Below are 13,108 nucleotides of genomic sequence, written 5' to 3'. Positions count from 1 at the left end.
TTGCTCTCCTCGTTGATCCAGCGGCGACGCGGTGCGGCGTGCCGTGATGGGGAGCAAGCTAGGCCTGCCGGATTGCGCCCGGCAGCCAGCGAGAATGAAAGCCAGCCTCTCAAAACGCAGAGGAGGTGGGGGAGGGGCAGCTCTTCGCGACCCGGGACGATACCGGCTTGGGATTCGCATCGGCCTCAGGAGGGCGAAGTTGATGTCGGTCCGACCATTCGAGACCGGTCTCCCGGTAGACTTTATTAAGGCATCATCCTGCCCCGAGCGGAATAGTCGCTGCGCGATCTTCAGAACTGAAGACGGTCTGCCAAGTCAGTGGCGCCGTTCCATAAGGCCATGAGCGCCGCAATACAGTTTTGTTGCGGTGCAATATTGCTCCTGCGACGTTCCATCGCACTGCATACGATGGTTTAGGCGCGCCTGCCAAAGTGTCGCCTTGACGCCGTACTCCCAGAGTCTCACTATTCCAAATTGAGAGAATGGCGACATGCGCCCTCTGGGAGGTATGAGATGCTGAAGGAGCTATCACGCCGCCAATTTTTAGCAGGGGGAGGGGTCGCACTAGCCGGCTCGGCCATCGCTGCACTCGGCTTCGGCGGGCCGGAAGAGGCGCTCGCCCAGGCGGTGCGCCCGTTCAGGCTGGCGCAGACCACCGAGACTCGGAATACCTGTCCGTACTGCTCCGTCGCCTGCGGCGTCATCATGTACAGCCTGGGCGACAAGTCCAAGAACGCCCATTCCGCCGTCGTCCATATCGAGGGCGATCCGGATCATCCGACCAATCGCGGCACGCTCTGCCCCAAGGGCGCGGCGTTGCTCGACTTCGTCCATTCCGAGACCCGCACCAAATTCCCGCAATATCGCGGCCCCGGCGAGCGAGAGTTCCGCCGCATCGGCTGGAGCGAGGCGCTCGATCGCATCGCCCGGCTGATGAAGGACGATCGCGACAAGAACTTCGTCGCCACCAACCAGGACGGGGTGACCGTCAACCGCTGGCTGACCACCGGCTTCCTGGCGGCTTCGGCGACCACCAACGAAACGGCCTTTCTGACCTACAAGACGGTGCGAAGTCTCGGGATATTGGCGTTCGACAATCAGGCGCGCGTTTGACACGGACCGACGGTGGCCAGTCTGGCCCCAACATTCGGTCGCGGTGCGATGACCAACTCCTGGACGGACATCAAGAACACCGACCTCGTCATCGTCATGGGCGGCAACGCCGCCGAGGCGCATCCTTGCGGCTTCAAATGGGTCACTGAGGCGAAGGCCCAGCGCGGCGCCAAGCTGATCGTCGTCGATCCGCGCTTCACGCGCACGGCCTCGGTCTCCGATTTCTATGCGCCGATCCGGCAGGGCACCGACATCGCCTTCCTGCTCGGGGTGATCAAGTACTGCATCGAGAACGACAAGATCCAGCACGATTATGTGCGCGCCTTCACCAACGCGCCCTATATCGTGAGGGAGGGCTTCAGCTATCAGGACGGCCTCTTCTCCGGCTATGACGAGGCTAAGCGCGACTACGACCGCGCCAGCTGGGAATACGAGCTCGGGCCGGACGGCTATGTGCAGGTCGACGAGACTCTGCAGAACCCGCGCTGCGTCTATCAGCTGCTGAAGCAGCATGTCGCGGCCTATACGCCGGAGATGGTCGAGCGCATCTGCGGCACGCCGAAGGACAAGTACCTGGCGATCTGCAAGATGATCTCGGAGTGCTCGGCGCGCGACAAGACGATGACGTCGATGTACGCGCTCGGCTGGACCCAGCACTCGAAGGGCGCGCAGAACATCCGCACCATGGCGATGGTGCAGCTGCTGCTCGGCAATATCGGCGTGCGCGGTGGCGGTATGAATGCGCTGCGCGGCCACTCCAACATCCAGGGATTGACCGATATCGGCCTGATGTCGGACCTGATCCCAGGCTATCTGGCGATCCCGAAGGACAGGGAGCCCGATTTCGCCGCCTATATGTCGACGCGCGGCTTCAAGCCGCTGCGGCCGAACCAGATGAGCTACTGGCAGAACTACAGGAAGTTCATGGTGAGCTTCCTGAAGTCGATGTGGGGCCCGGCCGCGACGGCGGAGAACGACTTCGCCTATCAATGGCTGCCGAAGCTCGACGTATCCGGCTACGACATGCTGCGCACCTTCGACCTGATGCACCAGGGCAAGGTCAACGGCTATTTCTGCCAGGGCTTCAACCCGCTGCTGTCTGCGCCCAACCGCGGCAAGATCACGGCCTCGCTGTCGAAGCTGAAGTTCCTGGTGGTGATGGACCCGTTGCAGACGGAGACATCGCGCTTCTGGAAGGACGAAGGCGTCCATAACGACGTCAAGCCGGAGTCGATCAAGACCGAGGTCTTCGAGCTGCCGACGACCTGCTTCGCCGAGGACGAGGGCTCGCTGGTCAATTCCGGCCGCTGGCTGCAATGGCATTGGCCGGGGCAGGAACCTCCGGGCGAGGCGAAGACCGACACCTGGATCATGGCACAGCTGCAGTTGCGGCTGCGCGAGCTCTACAAGAAGGAGGGCGGGGCCTTCCCCGACCCGATCGTCAATCTGCACTGGCCCTATCGCGATCCGCAGGACCCGCAGCCCGACGAAATCGCCAAGGAGCTTAACGGCTACGTCGTCTCGACCGTCACCGACCCGGCCGATCCGAGCAAGGTCGTGCTGGAGAAGGGCAAGCAGGTCGACACTTTCGGCCAATTGCGCGATGACGGCTCGACCGCCTGCGGCTGCTGGATTTATTCCGGCTGCTGGACCGAGCGGGGCAACATGATGGCCCGCCGCGACACCAATGATCCCGGCAACACCGGCGCCTATTCGAACTGGGCCTTCTCCTGGCCGGCCAACCGGCGCATCCTCTACAACCGCGCCTCGGCCGATCTCGACGGCAAGGCCTGGGATCCCAAGCGCAAGCTGATCGAGTGGAACGGCACGGCCTGGACCGGATACGACGTGCCGGACATCGCGGTGAACGCCAAGCCGAGGGATGTCGGCCCGTTCATCATGAACCCAGAAGGATCGGCCCGCCTGTTCGCTCGCGGTCTGATGCGGGACGGCCCGTTCCCGGCGCATTACGAGCCGTTCGAAAGCCCCGTGGTCAACCTGATGGCGCCCAAGATTCGGGGCAACCCGGCCGCGCGCATCTTCAAGGACGACCTCGCCGCGCTCGGGACTTCCGACAAGTTCCCCTATGCGGCGACCTCCTACCGCCTGACCGAGCACTTCCACTTCTGGACGAAGCATGTCTGGGTCAATGCGGTGCTGCAGCCGGAGTTCTTCGTCGAGATCAGCGAGCAGCTCGCGGCGGAGAAGAACATCCAGAAGGGCGGCTGGGTGAAGGTCTCCTCCAACCGCGGCTCGGTCTACGCCAAGGCGGTGGTGACCAAGCGCATCAAGCCGCTGATCTGCGACGGCAAGACCGTCCATATCGTCGGCATCCCGCTCCACTGGGGCTTCACCGGTGCGGCACGCAAGGGCTTCGGCCCGAACAGCCTCACCCCGTTCGTCGGCGACGCCAACACCGATACGCCCGAGTTCAAGGCGTTCCTGGTGAATGTCGAGCCGTCCAACGGACCGGCGGTCAGCTAGGGAGGCGGCGATGGCAGGATTGCAAAGTCAGGACTTCGCCCGGATCTCGGCCACCAATTTCCGGCCCCCCGACGTTCGCCACGATTTCGAGGTGGCGAAGCTCATCGACGTCTCCAAGTGCATCGGCTGCAAGGCCTGCCAATCGGCTTGCCTGGAGTGGAACAATCTGCGCGAGGAGATCGGCATCAACCGGGGCGTCTACGACAACCCGCACGATCTGACGCCGAACACCTGGACGTTGATGCGGTTCACCGAATGGGAGAACCCGCAGAGCGGCAATCTCGAATGGCTGATCCGCAAGGACGGCTGCATGCATTGCGCCGATCCGGGCTGCCTCAAGGCCTGCCCTTCGCCTGGCGCGATCGTCCAGTACAACAACGGCATCGTCGATTTCGTCTCGGAGAACTGCATCGGCTGCGGCTATTGCGTGAAGGGCTGCCCCTTCAACATCCCGCGCATCAGCCAGGCCGACCACAAGGCCTATAAGTGCACGCTGTGCTCCGACCGCGTCTCGGTCGGCCAGGCGCCGGCCTGCGCCAAGGCCTGCCCGACCGGCGCGATCGTGTTCGGTACCAAGAAGGCGATGCTGGACTACGCCGAAACGCGGCTCACCGACCTTCGGTCGCGGGGCTTCAAGAATGCCGGTATCTATGATCCGCCCGGCGTCGGCGGCACCCATGTGATGTATGTGCTGCATCATGCCGATCAGCCGCAGCTCTATGCCGGCCTGCCGCAGAATCCGCGGATCAGCCAGGTGGTCGAACTGTGGAAGGGGCTGACCAAATATGCAGGCATGGCGGCGGTCGGCTTCGCCGCCGCCTTCGCCTTCGTCCACGCGACGGTGGCCAGGCGCAACGACGTCAGCCGCGCGGAGGACCGTGAGGCCGAGCATCTGATCGACGAGGAGGCCGCCAGTGGCCGTAAGGCGTGAAGAAGCGCGCACGACCGTCGACCGCTATCCCGGCCGGGTCCGCGTCAACCATTGGGTCACCGCGCTCTCGCTGATCCTGCTAGCGATCAGCGGCGCGGCGCTGTTCCACCCCTCGCTGTTCTTCCTGTCGAGCTTCTTCGGCGGTGGTTCGAACACGCGCTGGCTGCACCCCTGGCTCGGCGTCGTCCTGCTGGCGAGCTTCACCATCCTGTTCATCCAGATGGTGCGCTACAATTTCTGGGCGAAGGTCGACACGCAATGGATGCGCCAGATCGGCGATGTGATGTCGGGCCATGAGGAGAACCTGCCGGAGATCGGCAAGTACAATGGCGCGCAGAAGCTCGTCTTCTGGTCGATGACGCTGCTGATCATCGTCCTGTTCGCGAGCGGGATCGTGATCTGGTACGAGCATTTCGGCGCGACTTTCACCATCGAGCAGCAGCGTCTCGGCCATATCGTCCACGCGCTGGCGGCGGTCGCCATGCTGCTCGTCGTGATCGTCCACATCTATGCCGGCTTCTATGTGCGCGGCACGATGAGCGCGATGACCGAGGGCAAGGTCACCGGCGGCTGGGCCTATCGTCATCATCGGCTCTGGCTGCGCGGCGAGGCGCGCGAGGGCGTGATCGACGAGCGCCAGACGCCGCCGCGCCGGCACAATGCGCGCCCGGCCGAGTAGAACACTGGCGAGGCGGCTCGGGCCGCCTTGCTTACCGACGTGACCCGTGTGGTTCGGAAGGTCTGTGCCTGATGAGTGAAGACCAGGGCTTTGCGACATTCGAGGATGTCGGCATCGCCGAACGCGACAAGCCGCCATTCCTGCGCTTGCCCGAGCCGCGATCGCTCTTCGGCCTGCGCGCCATGCGTTTCGAGGCGCTCGCATCCGGTCACCAGCTCGAACCTTATCTGCGCTTCCTTGCGGCGCTATCACGGGCGCAGGACCAGCTGGTGGGCGAGGTCGATATGCCCGCGCTGCCTTTGCCTGGCGAGCAACGCCGCCGCGCCGCCAACGCGATGCCGCCCGTGCCGCGCGAGGATCTGGCCGAGGACAAGGCTGCCGCCGCCTGCTTCACGCGGCTGATCGCGCTGATGGACGAGGTCGCGATGCCCGAGCTCGCGCGCGAGGCGCTCGGCCGCGCCAAAGCCGCGGACGAGGAGGGCCGGCGCGTCATGTTCGCCGCCGTGCTCAGCGATGCGGTGCCGGCCGAGACCGTCGCCGACCACATCTTCGCAGCCGCGGCGCTTCAGGTGGTCGCGGCCAGGCGCACGGCCGGGCTCGATCCGCTGCTGCCGCAGCCGGTCGCCGACGGCGTCTGCCCATGCTGCGGCGGCCCGCCGGTGACGAGCACCATCGTCGCCACGATCGACATCGACGGGGTGCGCTATGTCCAATGCTCGCTCTGCGCGGCGCAATGGAACCATGTCCGGGTGAAATGCGTCTCCTGTGGCTCGACCAAGGGCATCAACTACCAGGCGATCGAGGGCATCGCCGACACGATCAAGGCCGAGACCTGTGACGAGTGCAGAACCTATGTGAAGATATTGAACCAGCGAAAGGACGCCGAACTGGAGGCGGTGGCCGACGATGTCGCGAGTCTAGGGCTCGACATCCTCGTCTCCGAGGCAGGCTGGCGGCGTGCCGGCGTGAACCCATTCCTGCTGGGATATTGACCATCCTGTCTCCCGGAGGGAGCTGATGAACAGGCCCGAACGCTTCCGCCCGCCATCGGTCGATGAGGTGCTGCGCAGCCCGCATTGCGAGCTGGCGATCGCTCGCCATGGCCGGCAGGCTACGACGGGAGCGGTCCGGCAGGTGCTGGAGCGCCTGCGCCGGGACCAGGGCGTGGCGGCGGTTCCGGTCGAGGCCATCGCCGAGCGGGCGCTGGCGAGCCTGGAGGAGCAGGAGCGGCCGTCGCAGCGTCCGGTGATCAATCTCACCGGCACCGTGCTGCATACCAATCTTGGCCGCGCGCTGCTGGCCGAGGAGGCGATCGAGGCCGTCGTGGCGGCAATGCGGGCGCCGAGCAATCTCGAATACGAGATCGTCACCGGCCAGCGCGGCGAGCGCGATGCGCATGTGCGCGGCTTGATCCGCGAGTTGACCGGGGCCGAGGATGCCGTCCTCGTCAACAACAATGCCTCGGCCGTGCTGCTCGTGCTCAACACCCTCGCCAGGGAGCGCGAGGCGATCGTCTCGCGTGGCGAATTGATCGAGATCGGCGGGGCCTTCCGCATGCCCGACATCATGGCGCGCGCCGGAGCGATGCTGCGCGAGGTCGGCACCACCAATCGCACCCATCTGCGCGACTATGCCGAGGCGGTCGGCCCGCAGACTGGGCTGCTGATGAAGGTCCACACCTCCAATTATCTCGTCCAGGGCTTCACCGCCGAGGTGTCGCCTGCCGAGCTCGCCAAGCTCGGCCGCGAGCACGGCATCCCCTTCGTCGACGATCTCGGCTCCGGCACGCTGGTCGATCTGGCGCGCTGGGGCCTGCGCCATGAGAAGACGGTGCAGGACGCGCTGAAGGGCGGCGCCGATCTCGTCACCTTCTCCGGCGACAAGCTGCTCGGCGGCCCGCAGGCCGGCATCGTCGCCGGTCGGAAGGACCTCGTCGCAAAGCTCGCCAAGAACCCGCTGAAGCGGGCGCTCCGGCTCGACAAGCTCAGGCTGGCCGCGCTCGAAGCGACCCTGAAGCTCTATCGCGATCCCGACCGGCTGGCACAGCGCCTGCCGACATTGCGCCTGTTCACCCGCTCCGCCGCCGAGCTGCGCGCCCTGGCCGAGCGGCTGCTGCCGGCGCTCTCCGGCGCGGTCGGCTCCGGCTGGACCGTCGAGATCGTCGACTGCTCCAGCCAGATCGGTTCAGGCGCGCTGCCGTTGGAGACGCTGCCGAGCGCAGGGCTGGCGCTGAAGCCTGCCGGCAAGGCGTCGGGCTCCGCGGTCGAGGGGCTCGCCGCGGCCTTCCGCGCTCTGCCCTTGCCGGTGATCGGCCGGATCTCGCAAGGAGCGTTGCTCTTCGATCTGCGCTGCCTGGAGGACGAGGCGGCCTTTGCGAGCCAGCTGAGCCAGCTGAAGCCGGGAGCGGACCATGCGCTGGCTTGACCGCCTGCTCGGCAAGGGGGAGGCCGCTCCCGCCGATATTGGCGCGGCGATGGCCGAGGCGGCCGCGGCGGTCGAGCGCGGCGAGCATGGCGCCGCGCTGGCGATCTGGGGGCCGCTCGCCCATGCCGGCGTCGCCCGCGCCCAGAACAATGTCGGGGCGTGCTTCGCCGAGGGACTCGGCGTCGAGCGCGATCCGGCTCTCGCTCTGCGCTGGCTGACGCTCTCGGCCGAAAGCGACGACCCGGTCGGGCAACGCAACCTCGCGACGCTGCATTTCAAGGGTGAGGGCATCGCGCAGGACAATGAAGAGGCGATGAGGCTCTATCGCCTCGCCTCCGAACAGGGCGACGCGCCAGCCCAGGACATGCTGTCCTGGATGCTGCTCGAGACCGGGCTTGAGGCGGATCGGCCGGAGGCGCTGCGCTGGGCGCAAGGAGCGGCCGAGGCCGGCGTTGCCAGCAGCATGACCCGGCTCGGCATGATCCATCACGATGCGCTCGGCGTGGAACGCGATGCCGGGCTCGCCGCGCAGTGGTGGCGGCGCGGCAGCGAGGCCGGCGATCCCGACGCGATGGCGATGCTCGGTGCCGCCACCTTGCTGGGGCAGGGGGTCGACAAGGATCCGGCCCGGGCTCTGGCGCTGCTGCTCGAAGCGGAACGCAATGGCAGCCTGCTCGCCGCGCCCTTCGTCAAGGCCGCGCGCGTGGCCGTCAGCCCGGCGGAGGCTTGAGCCGATGATCATCGGCACCGCCGGCCATATCGACCACGGCAAGACCTCGCTGGTGCGGCGGCTGACCGGCGTCGACACCGACCGTTTGAAGGAGGAGAAGGAGCGCGGCATCACCATCGCGCTCGGCTTCGCCTATTGGCCGCTGGCCGATGGCCGCATCGTCGGCTTCATCGACGTGCCCGGCCATGAGAAGCTGGTCCACACCATGCTCGCCGGCGCCTCCGGCATCGACCTGCTGCTGCTGGTCGTCGCGGCCGATGACGGGGTGATGCCGCAGACGCGCGAGCATCTCGACATCGCCCGCCTGCTCGGGATCGAGCGCGCGGTGGTGGCGCTGACCAAGGCGGACCTCGTCGAGGAGGAGCGGCTCGCCGAGGCGCAGGGAGAGATCGCGGCGCTGCTGGCGGCAACGCAATTCGCGGACGCGCCGATCCTCCCGGTTTCGACGGTCACGGGCTACGGCGTCGATGACCTCGCGCAGTTGCTGCGCGAGCTTGCCCAGGCGGCGCAGCTGCGCCGCAGCGACGGCGCCTTCCGGCTCGCCGTCGACCGCTGCTTCACGCTGCCCGGGGCCGGCACGGTCGTCACCGGCACGGTGCTCTCCGGCACGGTCTCGGCGGGTGACAGCGTCACGGTCTCGCCCTCCGGCATCGCGGCGCGCGTGCGCTCGATCCATGCCCAGAACCGCCCGGCCGAAAGCGGCGCGGCCGGTAATCGCTGCGCGCTCAACCTCGCCGGTCCCGACGTCTCGAAGGACGCGATCCTGCGCGGCGACATGATCGTCTCGCCCGCTCTGCACGCGCCGGCAACACGGATCGACGCCGAGCTGACGGTGCTCGCCTCCGAGAAGAAGCCGCTTGCGACGTGGCAGCCGGTGCGGCTGCACCATGGCTCCAGCGAAACCGGCGCACGCATCGTCCTGCTCGGCGACGAGGTCTCGCCCGGTACGACCGGGCTGGTCCAGCTCGTGCTGGAGACGCCGATCGCGGCCGCGGCGCTCGACCGGTTCGTGCTGCGCGACACCAGCGCCTCGCGGACGCTCGGCGGCGGCCGCTTCCTCGATCTGCGCGCGCCGGAACGAAAGCGCCGCAGCCCGGAACGCCAGGCGCAACTCGTCGCCCTCGCCGGGAGCGACCATGCCGAGGCACTGCGGGGCCTGCTCGATGCGCCGCCGTATCATGTCGATCTCGACGCCTTCGCCCGCGACCGTGCACTCGGCCCGGCACAAGCCGAAGCGTTGGCCGGGCGGCTGGGGCTGGTGCGGATCGGTGCCGCGACGATGCTGCCGGACGTCTGGCAGCGCTTCTCCCGGGCGCTGGTCGAGGCGCTGAAGGTCTATCACCTCGAAAACCCCGACCAGCAGGGCATGGGGCTGGAGCGTTTGCGCCTTTCGCTCCAGCCGCGCCTGCCGGCCGCGCTGTTCCGCGCGGCGCTGGCGCAGCTCGCGGCAGCCGGTGAGCTGGTCGTGATCGGCTCCTGGATCAGGCGGCCCGAGCACGAGATCAGGCTGACGCCGGAGGACGAGGCGCTCTGGAGCCGCATCGCGCCATTGATCGGAGCCGGCGAGCGTTTCCGGCCGCCGCGCGTGCGCGATATCGGCCAGCTGCTCGGCCGGCGCGAGGAAGATATCCGCCGGCTCTTCCGCCTCGCCGGCCGGCGCGGCGACGTACACGAGGTCGCGCTTGACCACTTCTTCCTGCGCGATACGGTTTCCGAGATGGTCGGGATCGCGGCCGAGCTCGCAGCTGCCGATGCCGCCGGCTTCAACGCTGCGCAGTTCCGCGACAGGCTGGACAATGGCCGCAAGGTCGCGATCCAGATCCTGGAATTCTTCGATCGCCATGGCGTCACAATCCGCCGCGGCGATCTCAGGCGCATCAACCGGCAACGGCTCGACCTGTTCGGGCCGCGGCCGGAGGTGCCAGCTGGAGGAGAAGCGTCCCCGGTGGGGCGTCCGGACTTCAAATCCGGGAGGGGCCGTCAAACGGTCTCTGGTGGGTTCGACTCCCATTCTCTTCCGCCAGTTCACTGAGGGGCCATGACGCAGACCGGCAGCGAATCCTGCGCGCTGTTTGAGCGCTCCATCCCGGAGAACCTGCGTGTCGAAGCCTAGGGGCCTCGGCACGGATTTCGAGCGCTGGCTCGGGAAGATGCTCCGCAAGGGCCATTTCACCGCGCTGATCGTGCTCGTCCGGATCGCCGAGCCGAGGCTGGAGCCGCTGCGCTCGACCTTCGTCCATGTGGTCGGCGACGAGCTTGACTGGGGCGACATCGTGCTGCTGCTGCGCGGCGCCGGCGTGAGCTGGGACGGCGCAGCCTTCTTCCCGACGCGCGAGGATGGCGGGCTGGTTCCCGACGAGCTCGCGCGTGCCCGGCTGCGCGAGCTCGAGGCGGCGCTGGATCAGGACCGGCTCGTGCTCAACAAGGGCGAGTTCTTCGACGTCTGGGGTCGGCGCCTGCAGGTGGCGGAGGCGTGAAGGCGTCACGTCATCCCACGGCCACACGACCCGGGCCGGCTTCGACCGTGCCGATGATCCGGGCCGCTGGGTAACCGGCTGCCTTGATGCGCGCGAGCAGATCCTGCGCCCTGCCAGCCGCGCAGGAGACCAACAACCCGCCGGAGGTCTGCGGATCGGTCAGGAGATGGCGCTGCCAGTCCGGCAAGCCGGCCGGCAGATCGATGCCGTCGCCATAGCTCGTCCAGTTGCGATGCGAGGCGCCGGTGACGCGCCCGTCGCGCGCCAGCCGCTCGGCCTGGGACAGGAACGGCAGGTCGGCCAGCCGCAACTTTAACGTTGCATCGGAGCCGCGCGCCATTTCGAGCCCGTGGCCAAGGATACCGAAGCCGGTGACGTCGGTGATCGCGTGCACGTCGGCATCCCTGGCGAGTTCGGTGCCGACACGATTGAGCAGCGTCACCGAGGCGATCATCTCGTCATAGGCCTCGGGCGACAATTGCTCCTTCTTGAAGGCGGCGGAATAGATGCCGACGCCGAGCGCCTTGGTCAGGATCAGCGCATCGCCCGGCTTCGCCCCACTGTTGCGGCGCAGGTTCTTCGGCTTCAGCAGGCCGATGACGGCTAGGCCATAGATCGGCTCGGGCGCGTCGATCGAATGGCCGCCAGCGACGGGGATGCCGGCCTCGGCGCAGATCGAGGCGCCGCCCTTCAGGATCTCGCGGGTGACCTCAACCGGCAGCTTGTCGAGCGGCATGCCGAGGATGGCGAGCGCCATGATCGGCGTCCCGCCCATGGCATAGACGTCGGAGATCGCATTGGTCGCGGCGATACGGCCGAAATCGCGGGGATCGTCGACCATCGGCATGAAGAAATCCGTGGTCGCGACCACGCAGGTCTCGTCGTCGACCTGCCAGACGGCGGCATCGTCGCCGGTCTCGGTGCCGACGAGCAGTTGCTTGTAGGGGCCGGCAGCCGGATGGTCAGCCAGCAATTGCTGCAGCACCGAGGGCGCGAGTTTGCAGCCGCAGCCGCCGCCATGGGCCAGGCTGGTCAGGCGCGGTGCAGCGGTACGCGGCGGGGCTTCGCGCTCGATCGTGTCGCTCATTTCTCAGTTCTCCCTATCAAGCGGCGCTCTGCTGTGCCGATGCGAGCGAGCGCCAGGAGCCGGCAAGCTCCGTGATCGCGGTGTCGATATCCTCGGCCGTGCTGTCCCAGCCGAGCGAAAGCCTGACGGCGCCGAGCGCCGCCTCACGCTCGAAACCGAGCGCGGTCAGGATGGCGGACGGCTCCTCGTTATCGGCATGGCAGGCCGAGCCGACCGAGGCCATCACCGCGGGGCAGCTTTCGAGCAGGCGCCGCCCGGAGACGCCGGGGAAGAGGACGTTCAGCGTGTTCGGCAGCCGGCGCTCGGGATCGCCGACCAGCACCAGTCCAGGCACGGCCTCGCGCAGGCCGGCCAGCAGCCTTTGGCTCAAGGCCGCAAGCGCGGGACACCGATGCTTCAGTCGCTCGCCGGCCAGGGCGCAGGCGGCGCCGAGGCCGACGATATAGGGGACATTCTCAGTGCCGGGCCGGATGCCGCGTTCCTGCCCGCCGCCGACCAGCACCGGCCTGACGGTCACGCTGCGGCGGATGAACAAGACGCCGATACCTTTCGGGGCATTGAGCTTGTGGCCGGCGATCGACAGGAGATCGACGCCGAGCTCTCGGACATCGACGGGCAGCTTGCCGACGGTCTGCGCCGCATCGGTATGGACCAGGGCGCCGGCGGAGCGCGCGAGGGCGGAAATGTCGGCGACCGGCTGCAAGGTGCCGATCTCGTTTTGCGCCAGGATGACCGTGACCAGCCCGACGTCCTGATCGATCGCCTTCGCCATATCGGCGCTGCGGACGATGCCGCCAGGACCGGCGGCGACGCGCCGGACAACGCGTCCGGCCACCTCGTGCAAGCGGCAGCATTCCTCGGTGGCCGGGTGCTCGATCGCGGTGGTGACGATGGCGCGGCGATCATCAGGGGCGAGCGAGCCCCGGATCGCCAGGTTGTTCGACTCCGTCCCGCCGCCGGTGAACAGGATCTCGTCCGGCTCCGCGCCGATCAGCCCGGCGACCTCGGCCCGCGCGCGCTCGACCGCAGCATGCGCCTGCCGGCCGAGCACATGGCTGGACGAAGGATTGCCGAAGCTGCCGGTCAGGAATGGCATCATCGCCGCGAGCACCTCGGGCGCGACCGGTGTCGTGGCGTTGTAGTCGAGATAGACCGGCTGCATCGCAAATCCTTGCAGGGGCAG

9 protein-coding genes, 1 tRNA gene and 1 pseudogene are annotated in these 13,108 nt (G+C 67.4%); 9 read left to right on the top strand and 2 right to left on the bottom strand.

The annotated features are described in order from the left end of the window. The first annotated feature begins 513 nt into the window (after window positions 1-513). The 9 genes and pseudogenes from fdnG to AC3WLC_RS17560 all read left to right on the top strand — a co-directional run bounded on the left by fdnG (window position 514) and on the right by AC3WLC_RS17560 (window position 10,838). Entirely contained in the window at window positions 514-3,597 is a 3,084-nt protein-coding gene (gene fdnG, locus AC3WLC_RS17600) for a formate dehydrogenase-N subunit alpha (protein ID WP_493685189.1), read from the top strand. A gap of 10 nt (window positions 3,598-3,607) precedes the next feature. Next, window positions 3,608-4,528, top strand: a complete 921-nt coding sequence (gene fdxH, locus AC3WLC_RS17595) for a formate dehydrogenase subunit beta (RefSeq protein ID WP_493685188.1) — start codon at window positions 3,608-3,610, stop codon at window positions 4,526-4,528. Further along, the gene (locus AC3WLC_RS17590; RefSeq protein ID WP_493685187.1) at window positions 4,512-5,207 is read left to right on the top strand and encodes a formate dehydrogenase subunit gamma; all 696 of its coding nucleotides are present in this window, start codon (window positions 4,512-4,514) and stop codon (window positions 5,205-5,207) included. The genes fdxH and AC3WLC_RS17590 overlap by 17 nt, the downstream gene beginning before the upstream one ends. Before the next feature lie 71 nt (window positions 5,208-5,278). Then, on the top strand, window positions 5,279-6,199 hold the full coding sequence (gene fdhE / locus AC3WLC_RS17585; protein WP_493685186.1) for a formate dehydrogenase accessory protein FdhE: 921 nt from the start codon (window positions 5,279-5,281) through the stop codon (window positions 6,197-6,199). A gap of 25 nt (window positions 6,200-6,224) precedes the next feature. Next, a complete protein-coding gene (selA, locus tag AC3WLC_RS17580) occupies window positions 6,225-7,631 on the top strand; it encodes an L-seryl-tRNA(Sec) selenium transferase (protein ID WP_493685185.1) in 1,407 nt (468 codons plus the stop codon). Beyond that, complete coding sequence (locus AC3WLC_RS17575; protein ID WP_493685184.1) at window positions 7,618-8,361, top strand: tetratricopeptide repeat protein; 744 nt, start codon at window positions 7,618-7,620, stop codon at window positions 8,359-8,361. Before selA ends, AC3WLC_RS17575 begins: the two co-directional genes overlap by 14 nt. After that, window positions 8,294-10,180, top strand: a pseudogene (gene selB, locus AC3WLC_RS17570) (selenocysteine-specific translation elongation factor); the annotation flags it as partial. The gene AC3WLC_RS17575 and the pseudogene selB, both read left to right, overlap by 68 nt. A gap of 108 nt (window positions 10,181-10,288) precedes the next feature. Continuing rightward, window positions 10,289-10,384: transfer RNA gene (locus tag AC3WLC_RS17565), tRNA-Sec, on the top strand. Window positions 10,385-10,460: 76 nt separating this feature from the next. Next, window positions 10,461-10,838: a hypothetical protein gene (locus AC3WLC_RS17560; RefSeq protein ID WP_493685183.1), complete on the top strand. Its 378-nt coding sequence runs from the start codon at window positions 10,461-10,463 to the stop codon at window positions 10,836-10,838. Between the two features lie 10 nt (window positions 10,839-10,848). Here the strand turns inward: AC3WLC_RS17560 and selD are convergent, their stop codons facing one another. Together selD and AC3WLC_RS17550 are read right to left on the bottom strand one after the other, a co-directional pair. Further along, on the bottom strand, window positions 10,849-11,925 hold the full coding sequence (gene selD / locus AC3WLC_RS17555) for a selenide, water dikinase SelD (RefSeq protein ID WP_493685182.1): 1,077 nt from the start codon (window positions 11,923-11,925) through the stop codon (window positions 10,849-10,851). Window positions 11,926-11,941: 16 nt separating this feature from the next. Continuing rightward, complete coding sequence (locus tag AC3WLC_RS17550; RefSeq protein ID WP_493685181.1) at window positions 11,942-13,087, bottom strand: cysteine desulfurase family protein; 1,146 nt, start codon at window positions 13,085-13,087, stop codon at window positions 11,942-11,944. Window positions 13,088-13,108 lie beyond the last annotated feature (21 nt).

Source organism: Allobosea sp. GW821-FHT03A12 (genome assembly GCF_058986765.1).
This window is presented reverse-complemented; position numbering and strand designations above follow the sequence as displayed.

What these genes read in the sequence shown, in the direction of transcription:
- fdxH (WP_493685188.1), top strand. Translation starts at nt 3,608, where the DNA reads ATGGCAGGATTGCAAAGTCAGGACTTCGCCCGGATCTCGGCCACCAAT.
- fdhE (WP_493685186.1), top strand. Translation starts at nt 5,279, where the DNA reads ATGAGTGAAGACCAGGGCTTTGCGACATTCGAGGATGTCGGCATCGCC.
- selA (WP_493685185.1), top strand. Translation starts at nt 6,225, where the DNA reads ATGAACAGGCCCGAACGCTTCCGCCCGCCATCGGTCGATGAGGTGCTG.
- AC3WLC_RS17575 (WP_493685184.1), top strand. Translation starts at nt 7,618, where the DNA reads ATGCGCTGGCTTGACCGCCTGCTCGGCAAGGGGGAGGCCGCTCCCGCC.
- selD (WP_493685182.1), bottom strand. Translation starts at nt 11,925, where the DNA reads ATGAGCGACACGATCGAGCGCGAAGCCCCGCCGCGTACCGCTGCACCG.
- AC3WLC_RS17550 (WP_493685181.1), bottom strand. Translation starts at nt 13,087, where the DNA reads ATGCAGCCGGTCTATCTCGACTACAACGCCACGACACCGGTCGCGCCC.